Origin of the sequence: Bacillus ectoiniformans, from assembly GCF_016908875.1 — a bacterium.
GTDB classification, from domain to species: domain Bacteria; phylum Bacillota; class Bacilli; order Bacillales; family Domibacillaceae; genus Bacillus_BX; species Bacillus_BX ectoiniformans.
Genome location: NZ_JAFBES010000010.1, coordinates 103,609 through 120,201 on the forward strand (window position 1 = coordinate 103,609; position 16,593 = coordinate 120,201).

11 protein-coding genes and 9 tRNA genes are annotated in these 16,593 nt (G+C 42.0%); 2 read left to right on the forward strand and 18 right to left on the reverse strand.

Annotation, left to right across the window (positions count from 1 at the left end; genetic code table 11):
* Positions 1 to 53: 53 nt before the first annotated feature.
* The 4 genes from menB to JOC78_RS13200 are packed head-to-tail and all read right to left on the reverse strand — an operon-like array spanning position 54 to position 4,864.
* Positions 54 to 872: a 1,4-dihydroxy-2-naphthoyl-CoA synthase gene (menB, locus tag JOC78_RS13185; RefSeq protein ID WP_204556638.1), complete on the reverse strand. Its 819-nt coding sequence runs from the start codon at positions 870 to 872 to the stop codon at positions 54 to 56.
* Positions 872 to 1,696, reverse strand: a complete 825-nt coding sequence (gene menH / locus JOC78_RS13190; RefSeq protein ID WP_420829939.1) for a 2-succinyl-6-hydroxy-2,4-cyclohexadiene-1-carboxylate synthase — start codon at positions 1,694 to 1,696, stop codon at positions 872 to 874. Before menH ends, menB begins: the two co-directional genes overlap by 1 nt.
* The gene (gene menD, locus JOC78_RS13195) at positions 1,687 to 3,450 is read right to left on the reverse strand and encodes a 2-succinyl-5-enolpyruvyl-6-hydroxy-3-cyclohexene-1-carboxylic-acid synthase (RefSeq protein WP_338023208.1); all 1,764 of its coding nucleotides are present in this window, start codon (positions 3,448 to 3,450) and stop codon (positions 1,687 to 1,689) included. The genes menH and menD overlap by 10 nt, the downstream gene beginning before the upstream one ends.
* The gene (locus JOC78_RS13200) at positions 3,443 to 4,864 is read right to left on the reverse strand and encodes an isochorismate synthase (RefSeq protein ID WP_204556640.1); all 1,422 of its coding nucleotides are present in this window, start codon (positions 4,862 to 4,864) and stop codon (positions 3,443 to 3,445) included. Before JOC78_RS13200 ends, menD begins: the two co-directional genes overlap by 8 nt.
* Positions 4,865 to 5,157: 293 nt before the next feature.
* Between JOC78_RS13200 and JOC78_RS13205 the strand changes: the two genes are divergently transcribed.
* Together JOC78_RS13205 and JOC78_RS13210 are read left to right on the forward strand one after the other, a co-directional pair.
* Positions 5,158 to 6,081, forward strand: coding sequence for a 1,4-dihydroxy-2-naphthoate polyprenyltransferase (locus tag JOC78_RS13205; protein ID WP_204556660.1), 924 nt, complete (start codon positions 5,158 to 5,160; stop codon positions 6,079 to 6,081).
* Between the two features lie 119 nt (positions 6,082 to 6,200).
* A complete protein-coding gene (locus JOC78_RS13210; RefSeq protein WP_204556641.1) occupies positions 6,201 to 6,941 on the forward strand; it encodes a TraR/DksA C4-type zinc finger protein in 741 nt (246 codons plus the stop codon).
* 33 nt (positions 6,942 to 6,974) lie between these two features.
* Here the strand turns inward: JOC78_RS13210 and JOC78_RS13215 are convergent, their stop codons facing one another.
* The 14 genes from JOC78_RS13215 to JOC78_RS13280 form a co-directional block, all read right to left on the reverse strand.
* Positions 6,975 to 9,392: a glycogen/starch/alpha-glucan phosphorylase gene (locus JOC78_RS13215; RefSeq protein ID WP_204556642.1), complete on the reverse strand. Its 2,418-nt coding sequence runs from the start codon at positions 9,390 to 9,392 to the stop codon at positions 6,975 to 6,977.
* Complete coding sequence (gene glgA / locus JOC78_RS13220; RefSeq protein WP_204556643.1) at positions 9,382 to 10,824, reverse strand: glycogen synthase GlgA; 1,443 nt, start codon at positions 10,822 to 10,824, stop codon at positions 9,382 to 9,384. Before glgA ends, JOC78_RS13215 begins: the two co-directional genes overlap by 11 nt.
* Positions 10,821 to 11,849, reverse strand: coding sequence for a GlgC family sugar phosphate nucleotidyltransferase (locus JOC78_RS13225; protein WP_204556645.1), 1,029 nt, complete (start codon positions 11,847 to 11,849; stop codon positions 10,821 to 10,823). The genes glgA and JOC78_RS13225 overlap by 4 nt, the downstream gene beginning before the upstream one ends.
* A gap of 21 nt (positions 11,850 to 11,870) precedes the next feature.
* Positions 11,871 to 13,019, reverse strand: coding sequence for a glucose-1-phosphate adenylyltransferase (locus JOC78_RS13230; RefSeq protein ID WP_239587161.1), 1,149 nt, complete (start codon positions 13,017 to 13,019; stop codon positions 11,871 to 11,873).
* 12 nt (positions 13,020 to 13,031) lie between these two features.
* Positions 13,032 to 14,894, reverse strand: a complete 1,863-nt coding sequence (gene glgB / locus JOC78_RS13235) for a 1,4-alpha-glucan branching protein GlgB (RefSeq protein WP_204556646.1) — start codon at positions 14,892 to 14,894, stop codon at positions 13,032 to 13,034.
* 790 nt (positions 14,895 to 15,684) lie between these two features.
* Positions 15,685 to 15,756, reverse strand: a tRNA-Glu gene (locus tag JOC78_RS13240).
* Positions 15,757 to 15,758: 2 nt separating this feature from the next.
* Positions 15,759 to 15,849, reverse strand: a tRNA-Ser gene (locus JOC78_RS13245).
* Positions 15,850 to 15,856: 7 nt separating this feature from the next.
* A tRNA-Asn gene (locus JOC78_RS13250) sits at positions 15,857 to 15,931 on the reverse strand.
* A 6-nt stretch (positions 15,932 to 15,937) separates the two neighbouring features.
* A tRNA-Ile gene (locus JOC78_RS13255) sits at positions 15,938 to 16,011 on the reverse strand.
* A gap of 17 nt (positions 16,012 to 16,028) precedes the next feature.
* Positions 16,029 to 16,102 (reverse strand) — tRNA-Gly (locus JOC78_RS13260).
* A 20-nt stretch (positions 16,103 to 16,122) separates the two neighbouring features.
* A tRNA-His gene (locus JOC78_RS13265) sits at positions 16,123 to 16,198 on the reverse strand.
* Between the two features lie 32 nt (positions 16,199 to 16,230).
* Positions 16,231 to 16,306 (reverse strand) — tRNA-Phe (locus JOC78_RS13270).
* A gap of 19 nt (positions 16,307 to 16,325) precedes the next feature.
* Positions 16,326 to 16,402 (reverse strand) — tRNA-Asp (locus tag JOC78_RS13275).
* Between the two features lie 5 nt (positions 16,403 to 16,407).
* Positions 16,408 to 16,481 (reverse strand) — tRNA-Met (locus JOC78_RS13280).
* Positions 16,482 to 16,593 lie beyond the last annotated feature (112 nt).

Sequence of the window (16,593 nt, forward strand, 5' to 3'; positions counted from 1 at the left end):
TGAAAAAAAGCATGATGGGGTGCCATCATGCTTTCCTTTATGAGCTGATTTAATTAAGGGAAACGAGGGAATTGACCAAAGTCTGGCTTGCGCTTTTCTTTAAATGCGTCTCTTCCTTCTTTCGCTTCGTCTGTTGTGTAGTAAAGAAGTGTAGCATCTCCAGCAAATTGCTGTAAGCCTGCTAGACCATCTGTATCGGCATTCATTGCCGCTTTAATGAAGCGCAGCGCAGTTGGGCTCTTCTCAAGCATTTCTTCTGCCCATTGAACGGTTTCTGCTTCAAGCTGATCCAATGGAACAACCGTATTAACTAGCCCCATATCCAATGCTTCTTGTGCATCGTATTGACGGCATAAGTACCAGATTTCTCTCGCTTTCTTATGGCCAATAATACGCGCTAAGTAACCTGATCCATAGCCAGCATCGAAGCTTCCGACAGTCGGACCAGTTTGTCCAAAACGAGCATTGTCTGCTGCAATCGTTAAGTCACACACAACGTGAAGAACATGACCGCCGCCAATTGCATAACCGGCAACCATCGCAATAACTGGTTTAGGAATCACACGAATTAAACGCTGAAGGTCTAATACATTTAAACGTGGAATTTGGTCGTCGCCTACATATCCGCCGTGGCCTCGTACGCTTTGATCTCCTCCTGAGCAGAAAGCCAAATCGCCGGCACCAGTCAGAATGATCACGCCTACCTTCTCATTATCACGCGCGCGCGCAAATGCATCAATTAATTCCATGACCGTTTTCGGACGAAAAGCATTTCGCACTTCCGGACGGTTAATCGTAATTTTAGCGATTCCGTTATATGTTTCATATAAGATATCTTCGTATTGACGTTCACTTACCCAATTAAAAGCCATTATGTTTCCTCCCTAATATGTAATAATCCGAACTCTTTTATTATTGTACCAAATTTCTCTTCATCTTCCACATGAATTGCATGACCTGCGCTAAATACTTCTTTTCTCACAGCATTCGGTAGCTTTCGAGACATTTCTTCTGCTATTGCAGTGAATTTTTCGTCGAGCGTTCCCGTTATTAGAAGAACAGGCATCTTTAAATCAGACAAGTGATCCCACCAAGAAGGCTGAATGCCAGTTCCCATCCCTTCAAGTGATAGAGCAAGACCTGAAACGGAATTCTCCAACCGCTGCATTCTTACCTCATCCCTCCGTTTCTTTGGAAGCTTCTTCTGACTTTCAAACATCGGAATGTCTTCCCAATAATCTACAAAGGATTCAACACCATCGCGTCTAATCCTTTCTGCCAAACGGGCATCCGCTTGTCTGCGGTTCATTCTTTCTTCCGTTGTTTTTAACCCTGGTGACGCACTTTCAAGCATCAACGATTTGACTGATTCAGGAAAAAGCACAGCAAGCGTTAATGCAAGACGTCCTCCCATCGAGTAGCCCAACACATGAAAAGCTGGGTGGCCAAGCTGATTCATTAACTTCTTCATATCATGAGCCACAGCTTCGACTTGATACCTTTTAGCAGAAAAATTTTTATCTGTTTTACCATGACCAATAAGATCGACTGCCACACATGTATAGGTAGATTGAAGCTGGTCAATTACCCCATTCCACGTCGAATGATCTCCTGTAAATCCATGCAGCAATAAAAGCGGTTCTCCTTCACCGGACAAGTGATAATGATAGTTACAGCCATTGACCATTATTTCCAAAAATCATCACCAGCCGTCAAATCATCTATTTCCCGGGAAACTTTCTTCCACAAACCCCGATGGTTCATCACGTTCTGCGTGCGGTCTGTGATTGCTTCTATGATAAATAAACGATCTTCTGAGTGAATAGACTCGGCCAGTGCAGATTCTAATTGACCCATGCTTTCCACCTTGCAATATTCCCCGCCATACAACTTAGCTGCATGCTTGAAATCCAGATCAGCAGGAGTGCCAAACAGAGATTCGAAATGTTTCGGATGGCCGGATTGCGGAAGGTAGGAGAAAATGCCGCCTCCATTGTTATTCACCACAATAACTGTCATTTTTATCCCATTTAATTTAGCAGCCAGCAGCCCATTAAAATCATGGAAGAAAGATAGATCGCCAATGACTAAATACAGCTGTTCATCATAAGCCGCCGCTCCTAATGCACTTGATACTAACCCATCAATTCCATTTGCTCCGCGATTCGCATAAACTTTTATGCATTTATCTGTAGAGAAAAAGAAGGAGTCTAAGTCTCTGATCGGCATACTGTTTCCGACAAATAATGAAGAGCGATCCGGAATTTGCTGAATGATCTGATATAACACTCGTCCTTCATCCATTTCCGGTAAAAGGCTTACCTCTTTCATAGTGACACTTGCTTTCTCATTAAGCTCCTGCCATCTTCTAAGCCACTCACTGTTCTTTAGGTCATTGCCTAAATAGTCAGCCATATCTTTGCAAAAAGCTGTTTCACAGCAAGCAACCATTTGCGTTGCAGCACCGAGCGGATCACGCCAGCCTCCGCTTTCATCGATAATCAGATGTTCTTTGCCAATATGCTGTTTTAAATATAAAGTTAAAGGCTTCGATACCGGAATCGCGCCAAATCGCAGCACAACGTCAAAAGCGGCTTCTTGTTTCACTGAGTCATTTTTTAACAGGGCATCATAACTGTCAATCACCATGCCCAAGTCGCTCATACCACTCCTCAGCTGCGAAAGCGGATCAGCTAAGATTGGAAATCCAAGCGCACGCGACAGCCGAATAACTTCTTCAGGAAAACCATCAGCCCCGACCTCACCGCATACTATAAGTCCCTTTTCTATTTGATTCAAATGATCCGCTATTCTATTTATTTCTTCTTGCGGCAGCTTTCGTTTGCCGGAAGTCAGCTGAATAGATGGACTAGAGTCTTCTAAACGCTCAAATATTCCATCGTAATCAGGAATTAGAGGCTCGCGAAACGGAAAGTTCAGATGAACTGCACCGCTTGGCGACTGCATCGAAGTAAAGACTGCGCGGGCGGCTGACGAACGGACATATCTAAGCATACTATTCTCAGAATCTGGCAGTGCCATTTCTGAAAACCACTTCACAGCGTTTCCGTACATTTGAATCTGATCAATGGCCTGCGGAGCTCCTACTTCTCTTAATTCATGGGGCCGGTCAGAAGTCAGGACGATTAAAGGTACACGGGCATTCTTGGCTTCAGTAATGGCAGGAAAATAATTCGCTGCAGCTGTTCCGGAAGTACAAAGCAGGGCAACCGGTTTTTTCGATGCTTTAGCCAAACCCAGTGCAAAAAATCCAGCGGACCGCTCATCAATTTGTAAATAAGTCGTTAGACGAGGATGTTCCGCCATTAAAAGCGCCATAGGAGTAGAACGCGACCCTGGGCTGATGACGGCGCATTCTACTCCTGATTGAATTAGCTCATCAATAAAATGAGCTGTATATAGAGTTAAATCTTTCTGATGTTCATTCACGTTCTGCTCCCCCAATCGCCCGCAGCATCGGACGGAACTTGATACGAGTTTCTGTAAATTCGCTCTCTGCATCCGAATCCTCTACGACACCGCAGCCGGCATATAAAAATGCTTGTTTCTTTTTCAGCAAGCCCGATCGAATAGCTACGGCAAATTCACCATTTTTACGATAATCCATCCACCCAACAGGAGCTGCATATAACCCGCGATCCATCTTTTCGAGCTTGCGGATTTCTTCTAGCGCCTTTTCTGTAGGCAATCCGCCGAGTGCAGGTGTTGGATGCAGTTTTTCAACAAAGTTCAAGATGGATAAATTCTTGTCTGCATGGCCGACCACAGGAGTATACAGATGCTGAATGTCACGAATCTTCATTAAAACCGGCTTTTCTGGAATGTTTATTTTTTCACATAAACCAGACATTTCTTCCCCAATCATTTGCACGACATAGTCATGCTCCACTAGGTTTTTGTGATCTCCAAGCAGCTCTTCTCCAAGTGCCTGATCCTCTTCCTCAGTTGAACCCCGTCTAATAGATCCTGCCAGACATGTAGACAAGGCTACTTGATCACGCTTTCTGACAAGACGTTCAGGTGATGCTCCTAAAAAGCAGCTGTCCATCGCTTCAAATGAAAAAATAAAGCTGTCCGGCTGCTGCTCAAGCAGGCTTTCAAGAACCGCTTCAGGCAGCAGATCCTCTTTAAAGTCAGCTGTAATTTTTCTAGCCAGCACCACTTTTTTCAATTCTTCATCACGCTGGATATGGCTGACGACTTGTGAAACTGACTGCTTCCACTCGTGTGTATTGCCTTCATTAATCTGCAGGAGCGGCTGAGCTTCATTCGTATTTGATACCAAATACTTCGACGAACGCAAAAGCTGATTTTTTCGGCTTTCCGCTTTATCAAACAGAATGGATGAATCATCAGGCGTGCAAATAATGTTAGTAGTCAAGTACATTTTCCCGTTATAAGAGGTGAGCATAAACTCAGGAACATAAAAAAAGGCAGGGGAAAAATTCGACCATTCCTTTTCTTGCATCTGTTCAGGATCAAATGAAAATCCTCCAAAAACACAAGGACCTGTGCCATAAGCCTCAAAAGAATTGTGAATGGACGCTTGTTTCATCAGCAGTTCCCATTTGTCTTCGATCTCTTTATATCGGCCGTTATCTGTCGCTTCACTTCTTAGGGTGTGAATATTTCCAAGACCAGCAAGAGTTAGTTCCCCGTCACGATCCTTCCAGAAGAATCTTTCTCCAGCATAAATAGATTGTCCATTATGATAAAAGGTTAACGGATCAATCCATTCCACTTCTTCTACATAACTGAACAAGGTCGATTGCTTTGTATTCTGTTTTTCTTTAATTAAATGTATAAAGGCTTTTTTCATAGGATGGCCTTTTATAGTAGACAATGAAATCTCCTCCATTGCACTTTAAGCAGTAATTAATCGTTTACAAACTTATTTAAAGATACACCTCATTAACAGGTACTGTCAACGATTGAGAACGAAGTACAGCCGCTGGTATCCTTATTATATAAGATTTTACTCATTGCATCTAACAAGAATCGGCTTCATTGGAAAACACAGGTTCCCCTTTAATTGTGAAAAGTAATTGACACTTATCTTTTCCTTTTCTAAACTTAATCTAGAAGTAATGATTAAATCGATTCATTGCCATTTAAATATAGGGAGAGAAACGAATGATGGAAGTCAACACACCTACTGCTATTGAGCCAGATAAAGGCTTTAAAATATGGTGGCAGCTAATGAGGCCCCATACGCTTACCGCCGCTTTTGTTCCCGTCTTTTTAGGAACTGTATTGGCTTTGGATTATGCACCGCTTCGCATGGATTTGTTTTTCGCTATGCTGATTGCCTGTTTGCTGATTCAAGCGGCAACAAACATGTTTAACGAATACTTTGATTATGCGCGCGGTCTTGATAATGAAAATTCTGTCGGGATCGGCGGAGCCATTGTCCGAAACGGAGTTCGTCCTCGCACCGTCCTTACCATCGCTTTTTCTTTCTTTGCGATTGCTTTATTGCTAGGCGTTTATATTTGTATTCATACCACCTGGTGGATCGCTTTAATCGGAATCATCTGCATGGCGGCCGGATATTTTTATACGGGCGGACCGCTGCCAATTGCTTATACTCCATTTGGAGAATTAACAGCTGGCTTCTTTATGGGCGTCGTGATTATATTATTGTCATTTTATATTCAAACAGGGATCGTCACCGCGTCTAGCTTCATTATTTCCATACCAATTTCTATCTTAGTCGGCGCCATTCTACTCGCCAATAATATTCGAGATTTAGTTGGAGATAAAGAAAATGGAAGAAAAACACTGGCCATTATTTTCGGGCGAAAAAGAGCGATTCAGCTTTTAGCGTCCATGTTTATTGTTTCATATGCCTGGGTTGCCATTATGGTCTTTGCAGGTTCGAGTTCTCCTTGGCTCCTGCTGACTTTCTTAAGTATTCCCAAAGCGATTAAAGCTACTAAAGGATTTATTAACAATACGCAGCCGTTGCAAATGATGCCGGCTATGAAAGCAACAGCACAAACAAATACAATCTTTGGATTCCTTTTATCCATCGGTTTATTTCTGGGATATTTTTTCTAACCTGTTCAGCACTTGGACAGGTTTTTTCATGTTTAAAAACAGAGATAGAGGTTATAACAATAACAACCATCATCAAATAAATAAAAATCGTATTTGAAAATATAAAAGGATGTGTAGTCATGTTAACAACCGAACAATTGGCCTCTTTAAAGAAACAATTATTAGATCATAAAGAGCAGATATTAAACAAAAACGGAGAAGTCGGCGAAGACATGAACAAGGTTTCCGAAAGAGATGCAACCGGCGAACTTTCCCTTGTCGACAACCATCCGGCTGATGCGGGAACAGAATTATACGAACGTGAAAAAGACTTGGCGTTAGAAGCTCATGATAAACAAGAATTGAAAAAGATCGACTTAGCCCTTCAAGCCATGGAAGATGGCAGCTATGGTGTTTGCAAGGCGAGCGGAGAAGAAATTCCTTATGAACGTTTAGAAGCCGTTCCTACTGCCCTGTATTCGGTCGATCATTCGCCCGATCAAGATCTTCATGAGAACCGCCCTGTAGAAGAGGACATTTTGCAGCCCGGAGATCATGACCGCTTCCGACACAAGGACAGAGAAGTGAAGGATTATGAAGACAGCTTTCAAGAAGTAGCAAGCTTTGGAACATCCGAAACGCCATCAGATTTTGAAGGCGACCACGAAAACTTTAGTGACTTATACGAAGAACCGGAAGAAGAAGGATTTACAGAGGAATATGAAAGCTTTACAGCTACAGATATCAATGGTGAAAACAAAGGGTTTTACCGCTCAGAAAAAGAAAGAGAGTACACGGAGGATCTTGAAGATGAGGGGATGGAAACTCCATTAGGTGACCTGCCTTACAAGAAATCTGATGGATACGTAGAAGATAAATAATAAAGTCTGCCGGGGATGCCGGCAGACTTTATTTTATTTCCTTGCAAGCAGCTTGCTGCCTCGCGGCTGAATTCCCCAAATGTCTTTGGCATATTCACTGATCGTCCGGTCACTTGAGAAATATCCTGACTGGCTGATATTTTGCACCGCCATTTTAAGCCAGCGCTTATGGTCGCTCGCATAGATCTGTCCTGCTTGCTGCTGTATATCGCGGTAGGCCGCAAAGTCTTTCAGCACAAAATACTGATCATTTTCCATCAGAAGAGAATCATAGATCATGCCAAACTGGCCATTATCATTTAAAAACCCGTCTACTAACTGATCGAGCGTTTGCTGAATTTGTTTATCATGATGGTAATAATCCATCGAACGATAGCCGCCTTCTCTTTCAAACTTCATGACTTCTTCCGCTTTCAAACCAAAAATAAAGATGTTTTCTTTGCCTACTTGCTCTAGAATTTCAATGTTCGCCCCGTCGAGTGTTCCTACTGTCAAAGCGCCATTCATCATAAATTTCATGTTTCCTGTTCCAGATGCCTCTTTACTCGCTGTAGAAATTTGCTCACTGATATCCGCAGCCGGAATGATCTCTTCCGCTAAAGATACTCTGTAGTTTTCTAGAAAGACAATCTGAATTCTGCCTTTCACTGCCGGATCATGATTGACTCTTTCTGCCACTGAATGAATCAGTTTAATAATCCGCTTTGCGTAATAATACCCTGGAGACGCTTTTGCTCCGAATATAAATGTGCGCGGCGGCATATCAAATGAAGGATCGTCACAAATTCGATTATACAAATATAAAATATGCAAAATATTTAATAGCTGGCGCTTATAAGCATGGAGTCTCTTCACCTGTACATCAAAAATGGAAGACGTATCTACTTTGATTCCATTTTGCTCATAAATCCGTTTCGCCAAAATATCTTTACGCTTCTTCTTCACTTCATCAAGCTGCTTTAAGAAGCTGGCGTCATCTTTAAACTTAGCAAGCTTCGACAATTGCTCCGGCTCTTTCATCCAGCTGTCTCCGATTGATTCCTTAAGTAAATTCGTTAATTCCGGGTTAGCTTTAATGAGCCAGCGTCGGTGAGTCATTCCGTTCGTTTTATTATTAAATTTTTCTGGCTGGTATTGATAAAATAAGTTCATTTCCCTATTTTTCAATATTTCCGTATGCAGTTTCGCTACACCGTTCACGCTATAGCTTCCGGCAATAGCCAAGTGAGCCATCTTCACTTCTCCATGTGCCAAAATGGCCATCTGCTCAATTCGATCCCAGTCCCCAGGATAAGCTTCCCATAAGCCTTTGCAGAATCTTTCATTAATCTCTTGCACAATCATAAAGATCCTTGGCAAAAGCGGCTGGAAGATCCGAACAGGCCACCGCTCAAGCGCCTCTGACAGCGTTGTATGATTCGTATAGGCAAATGTATGCGTAGTGACATGCCAAGCCTCTTTCCATCCAAGATGATGGTCATCCATTAAAATCCGCATCATTTCAGGAATGGCTAACACAGGGTGCGTGTCGTTAATATGAATACTCACATGTTTATGAAGCTCTCCTACATCCTTGTGTTGTGTTAAATAACTTTGGATAATGGAACGTATACTGGCGGAAACAAGAAAATATTGCTGCTTTAAGCGCAAAATCTTCCCTTCATCCTGCGTATCATCCGGGTATAAAAATTCAGAGATTGCTTCTGTTTCTTTTTTGTACTTTAAGATATCCTGATTCGGCATATAGCGAGACGGTTCCGCACTCCATAGCCTTAAAGTATTCACTGTTTCTGTTTCATACCCTACAACCGGCATATCATATGGTACCGCGCTGACATATTCCGCGTCTACATGCCTGAACTTCAGCACGCCGCTTTCTTCATAGGACTCGACTTTCCCCCAGAATGGCACTTCAACGGCCAAATCAAGCTTTCTTACTTCCCATACGTGTCCATACTGCAGCCAATGCTCCGGAAGCTCAAGCTGAAAGCCATCGACCATTCTTTGTTCAAACAATCCATGCTTATAACGAATGCCGCAGCCATGGCCTGGCAAGTTTAAAGAAGCGAGTGAGTCGAGAAAACAAGCAGCCAAACGGCCAAGGCCGCCATTTCCAAGAGCGGCATCTGATTCAATTTCTTCTAAATCCCCAAGAGAAATATTTAATTCTTCAAGTCCCTCTTTAACGATCTGATCAATTCCTAAATTGATTAAATTCTGGCCAAGCAAACGCCCTAGCAAAAACTCAATAGATAAATAATAGACCTTCTTTTGCTTAGCGGCATTATATTGTTCATTCGTTTTAATCCAATCTGAACTAATATATTCCCGAACCATATGACCAAGCGTCTGAAATTGATCCGATGGAGTCGAATCCTCAAAATTCTTGCCGTACGCGCGCTCAAGCCGTTTCGTGAATGATTGTTTAAATGCCTCTTTATTAGAAAACATGGCTTTCCCTCCTGGATGATAAATCAGAATAAAGCTCATTGTATTTCCTTGCCGACTGAGCCCAGCTGTAATCCTTTTCCATGGCCTGCTTCACCAAGCTTTCAAAAACGTCTTTCTCTTTAAATATTCTTCTCGCACGCTCAATCGTATGGAGCATATCATGGGCATTAAAGTTAGAAAATGAAAAACCATTTCCTTGGCCTGTTTCCTCGTTATAAGAATGCACGGTATCATTTAACCCGCCGGTTTCCCGAACAACCGGCAGAGTGCCATATCTCATCGCAATTAACTGACCCAGCCCACACGGCTCAAAGCGAGACGGCATTAAAAACAAATCGGATCCAGCATAAATTTGTTTCGCCAAATCCTCATCAAAGCCAATAATGGTTCGAACACTTTGAGGATATTTCCATTCCATTTCTTTAAAGAACCATTCAAACTCTTGCTCTCCTGTCCCAAGAACAACCATTTGAAGATCCTGCTCCATGATTTCATGAAACACATGCTGCACAAGATCGAGTCCTTTTTGTTTAGTCAGCCGAGAAATGATTGAAATAATCGGCACATCTTTTCTTTCACCCAAGTTCAGTTTCTTTTGAAGCAGGCGTTTATTTTCCGCCTTCTTTGTTATGGTGCGGCTATTGAAAGGGACCATACTTTCTTCTGGTGTATAGACAGAATAATCAATGCCATTTAAAATCCCGGTTAGATCCTCTGCACGCTGATTAATCACTCCATCGAGCTTTTCTCCGTAGTACCACGTTCGGATTTCATCACAGTATGTAGGGCTTACAGTGGTAATGGCATCAGCAGATATAAGCGCGCCTTTCAAAAAGTTCAGATTCCCATAGAACTCCAGCTGATCACTCGTAAAATGACGGTCGTGAAGATTTAACAAATCAGTCAGTACACTCTTAGGGAAGATACCCTGGAACATTAAATTATGAATGGTAAACACAGTCCGAATCAGTTCATACCCCACGCGGTCTTGGTGTTCGGCTCTCAGCATAAATGGAATCATCGCCGTATGCCAATCATGGCAATGAATAATATCAGGATAGAAATCGAGATGAGGCAGACTGTCTAACACCGCTCTTGTATAAAACGAAAAACGCTCGCCATCATCATAAAACCCATATAAACGATCTCTGTTAAAATAATATTCATTATCTATGAAATAATAGATGACGCCATCTTTTTCCAGCTGTTCAATTCCGCAATATTGATTTCTCCAGCCGACTGGAACCGTGTATTCAGCCACTTTACTCATTTCACGTTTATACTTCTCTTCAATCATTCCGTATTTCGGCAGCATCACACGGATATCCGCCCCGAGCTTCTTTAGCTCTTTCGGAAGTGAGCCGGCCACGTCTGCAAGACCACCTGATTTAATGAAGGGCACGCACTCTGATACAACAAATAATAATTTCACGAATTCATCAACGCTCCTTGTATAGACCCTTTTCGGATCACTATTGGCTCATCTGGTGTCCCTCTTAACGTGACACCATCGCCAATTATGACATCTTTATCAATAATTACATGCTCTAGTAAGCAATTGCGGCCAACTTGACTCTTTTGCATAATAATACTGCGCTTAATTTCTGTATTTTCTCCGACACGAACGGCGCGTGAGATAATGCTGTCTGTAATTTCTCCTTCAATTCTTGCCCCATTGGCAATCATCGAATTGCGAACGGCTGAGCGGTTTGTGTACTTTGTTGGAGGCTCATCTTTCACTTTCGTATAAACCGGCTGAAACTTATTAAATAGCTGACTCCAATTTTCTTTTTTTAATAATTCCATACTGGTACGGTACAAGTCAGTTGTAGATTGAATTTGCTCACAATATCCGCTGCACTCATAACGGCATACATTGTACATATGACTATCATCATTGACGATATCACGCATGCTGGTATAGCCAGTTTCTTTGCGATTAGTAACAAAGTCAATTAACAGCGAGACAGGCACGACATACATATCAACAGGCTTGCCTTGATTGCAAATTTCTAATATATCGCACTCATGGCTCTCAAGCCTTTCTAGAATGGGGGAAAAGTCCATATTGAACACTGTATAGCAATTGCTGATCAGCGCATATGTTTGCTTGCTCCGATAAAAGTAATCTAAATGGTGGGCAAAATGGCTAAACGCTCCTATTTCCTCCTCTTCATGGTCTACATTAGGCGAAGGGAAGAAAAAGAGTCCATCCCGCTTTCGGTCAAGATCCCAATTTTTCCCTGATCCCAAATGATCCATTAAAGAACGGTATTGCGATTTAGGAAAGATAGCTACACTTTGAATTCCTGAATTGACCATATTAGACAAGATAAAATCAATCAGCCGATAGCGCCCTGCAAAAGGGAGAGCCGCCAGTGACCGATGATTTAATAAATCCCCCATGGCTTCCGGGTGTGTAGTTGCATCAATAACGCCAAGCATTGATTTATTCATTCCGCTTCCTCCTTCTCCAACCTATTGTTTTTGCCCCATGAATTCTTCCAGAAACTCTTTCGTGACTAAAATGATGTCTTCACCCTCATTATAAATTTTCACATCATCCGGAATCTCTAAATCGCTTAAAACAATCGCCCGTTCAATTAAGCAGTTGCGGCCGATCTGAGCATTCGGCATAATCACGCTGTCTTTAATCACCGTCTCTTCTCCCACTTCTACACCTTGAAATAGAATGGAATGTTCGATTTCTCCCTCAATCACGCAGCCTTCGTTCACTAAAGAGTCTTTGACTAGAGCTGTTTCCGCAATGATTTGCGGCGGCTGATTAGGATTGACTGAATAGATTCTCCACGAATGATCTAATAAATTGAGGTCTTTTTCTCTGTCAAGCAAATCCATATTTGCTTCCCACAGGCTTTGGATCGTACCTACATCTTTCCAGTAACCGGAAAATGGATAAGCGAACAGTCTTAATTTTTCCTCCAGCATAAATGGAATAATATCTTTCCCAAAATCATTAGAAGAATTCGGATTTTTTTCATCAATCTCTAAGTACTTCTTCAACACTTTCCAGTTGAAAATATAGATCCCCATGGAAGCTAGATTACTTGTCGGTTCTTCCGGTTTCTCAGCGAAATCAGTAATTTCCATTTCTTCATTGGTGCTCATAATTCCAAAACGACTTGCTTCTTCCCATGGAACTTCAATCACCGAAATGGTCACTTCTGACTGTTTTTCGATATGATAATCGAGCATTTTAGAATAATCCATTTTATAGATATGGTCGCCTGAAAGAATCAGCACATATTCTGGATCATATTGGTTCAGGTAGTTTAAGTTTTGAAAAATAGCGCTGGCGGTGCCTGAATACCACTTTACTTCTGACGTTTCACTGTATGGAGGAAGCACGGTTACGCCGCCGTTTTTGCGATCCAAATCCCATGCGCTTCCAATTCCGATATAGGAATTTAAAACGAGAGGCTGATATTGGGTCAGTACGCCAACCGTATGTATATTGGAATTGGCACAGTTGCTTAAAGTAAAGTCAATGATTCTGTACTTTCCTCCGAATGGTACTGCAGGTTTAGCTAGTCCCTCCGTTAATTCCCGGAGCCTGCTTCCTTTTCCTCCTGCTAATAACATCGCCACACATTTTTCTTTAACCATTATTTCCCCTCCCTATTTATTGTTCGGCTGGATAAATACTGCACCAAAAGGCGGCAGCTTTATTTCAATAGAGGCTGGCTGTCCATGATAAACACCTTTTTCAGATTTTATAACAATCGTGTTTACTTGATTGGACCCTCCAAATCGCTGATCGTCACTATTCAACACTTCCATATAATCACAAGCTTCTGGCACCCCTACTTTATACTGCTCATAACCATATTCGCTAAAATTATAAACAGCAATAATAGGGTTTCCTTGCTGATCCCATCTAATAAAAGAAAAGACACTTTGTTCTGCATTGTGGACATCAATCCACTGAAACCCTTCAGCAGTATGATCTAATTCATATAAAGACGCACACTCTCTATATACATGCAGCAAACGCCTAAAATATACATTAAATTTGTTGTGCATATCATATTCATATAAATGCCAGTCAATCTCTTCTAAGTCCTTCCATTCTGAAAATGGAGCCAATTCCGTTCCCATGAATACAAGTTTTTTGCCTGGATGAGCCATTAAATAAGCCATTAACAAACGGAGCTGGGCAAACTTTTGCCAATAATCGCCTGGCATTTTGCTTAAAAGTGACTTCTTTCCATGTACAACTTCATCATGAGAAAATGGCAAAATAAAGTTTTCTGAATGAGCGTACATCAGTGAAAATGTCATCAAGTGATGGTATTTCCCCCTGTCATGCCAATGTGTCTCCATGTACTTAAGCACATCATTCATCCAACCCATATTCCATTTATAATTAAATCCAAGGCCTCCGTCATGCACAGGATACGTCACTTGAGGCCAATCAGTTGAATCTTCAGCAATCATTAAAGCCTTGGGCTCAAAAGCAAAAACGGCTTGATTGAGCTTTTTTAAGAACTGAATGCCAAACGGATTCATTTCCAGCTCTTCTCGATTCGGCCAATAAATAATATTCGCTACTGCATCTACCCGAAATCCATCGATATGGAAGTAATCAAACCAGTAAACTGCATTAGAAATGAGAAAGCTTTGAACCTCGGTTTTGCCTAAATCAAAGTTAGCCGTTCCCCAAATATAATTTTCCCGGTCCCAGTCATTTTCATATTCATACACATAGCCACCATCCAAGCAATGTAAGCCATGTTCATCTTTACAAAAATGTCCAGGCACCCAATCCATGATGACTCCCAGTCCATATTGATGGCATTGATCCACAAAATACATAAAATCTTTCGGTGTGCCATAGCGGCTGGTCGCTGCAAAGTAACCCGTGCTTTGATAACCCCAAGAACGGTCAAATGGATGCTCTGTAAGCGGCAGCACTTCAATATGCGTAAACCCTTGTCCTTTTACATAAGGAATGAGATCATCTGCCAGCTCTCGGTACGTATAAAGACTCCCATCTTCTTTTCTTTTCCATGTACCTAAATGAACTTCGTAAATGCACATCGGTTCGTCATAGCTGACCGATTTTCTCTTTTTCATCTGCCATTCATCATCGTTCCACTCATAACCATCTAGCGAATAAACAATCCCTGCCGTATGAGGGCGTTCCTCCGTATAAAAGGCATACGGGTCCGTCTTTAAAACGGATAACCCAGCTGGACTGATCATTTCATACTTGTATAATTCATGTTCTAAATTCTTGTTAATTTTAAGATACCAAATACCTTCGTCGTTGAGTCTTTCCATGTCATACCCTGCACCGTTCCAATCATTGAAACTGCCGACAAGCCGAACCTGTTTCGCATAAGGTGCCCATACACAAAACGTTGTGTACACTCCTTCATCAGTAGACTCTATATGTGCCCCAAACAGTGAATACGCTTGATAGAGATTACCTTCATGAAATAAATGAATGTCAAAATTACTAGGATACACAGTTGTCAAATTCCCACCTTCTTATTGAATGATCGTTTGAATTGTAAAAATCGGGGTGTTTTTGAAGAGAAATGATATGTAAGTAAAAGTAAATATTTGACCTTGCTCTTTAACAAGTTCTTCCTCCCCACTTAAATACCTTCTTAATTTTTTGTAAATTTCAAATTAAGAGAATGAATGAGTAGAAAGGCTTATAAAATTGGATTTAAAAAAGACGATCATTTATTTATTATGACCGTCACCCTTGCATGCTATTTGTATCCAATTTTAAAAAATATAATGGGAGAATTAAAAGATAAAAACCTAGAAAAAAGACAGAGAAGGGGCGGAAGTTAAATTGGTAAGCCGCTTATAGAACTTGGATTTGCGCCGATAGAATCCTGATAGGCGCCGTTAAAACTTCGGTTTGTGACGTAAGAATCCTTGAAAGCCCGTTGGATGTCGATAGACGCTTAATATAACTCCTGAATTCGCTGCTACTCCCCTAAAATTTGTTTAAGCATCTCCAGAAATTGAATCAATTTTAAGTCCATATTCTGTTACTAATTCAATCTTCATTAGATTATGGCATAGAGAGAATGAATGAACAGGGAAATGCCAATATCCAGGGAGAAATATCTACAGCAAGTTACTAAGGTTGATATGGCGAAAAGCCAATAGTAGAGGGACATATTATTGCAGAATAATTATTACCAAGAAGTACAGGGATCAGTATAGATTCTAAAAAGTCCGATTAGAAAATTTTAATTATAAAAAAAAGCTAGTTCAAAGAATAATCTTTGAACTAGCTTTTTTAGTATGACCCGTACGGGATTCGAACCCGTGTTACCGCCGTGAAAGGGCGGTGTCTTAACCGCTTGACCAACGGGCCAATGGCGGAGAAGGAGGGATTTGAACCCTCGCGCCGGTTGCCCGACCTACACCCTTAGCAGGGGCGCCTCTTCAGCCTCTTGAGTACTTCCCCATATATATGGCTCCGCAGGCAAGACTCGAACTTGCGACCGATCGGTTAACAGCCGATTGCTCTACCACTGAGCTACTGCGGAATAAAATGGGCCTAAATGGACTCGAACCATCGACCTCACGCTTATCAGGCGTGCGCTCTAACCAGCTGAGCTATAGGCCCCTATTATTTAAAGTTATTGGAGCGGGTGATGGGAATCGAACCCACGACATCAGCTTGGAAGGCTGAGGTTTTACCATTAAACTACACCCGCTAATACATAATTATATTAAATGGGGCGACCGATGGGAATCGAACCCACGAATGTCGGAACCACAATCCGATGCGTTAACCACTTCGCCACGACCGCCACAATTCTATTAAAAATCATTTACAGAAAAATGGTGGCTCAGGACGGAATCGAACCGCCGACACATGGATTTTCAGTCCATTGCTCTACCGACTGAGCTACTGAGCCTTAAAATATTATGTATAAATGGCGGTCCGGACGGGACTCGAACCCGCGACCTCCTGCGTGACAGGCAGGCATTCTAACCAACTGAACTACCGGACCATTTATTGCGGGGACAGGATTTGAACCTGCGACCTTCGGGTTATGAGCCCGACGAGCTACCGAACTGCTCCACCCCGCGACGATATAAATGTGATAAAAATGGAGGAGGAAGAGGGATTCGAACCCCCGCGCGGTATGACCCGCCTGTCGGTTTTCAAGACCGATCCCTTCAGCCAGACTTGGGTATTCCT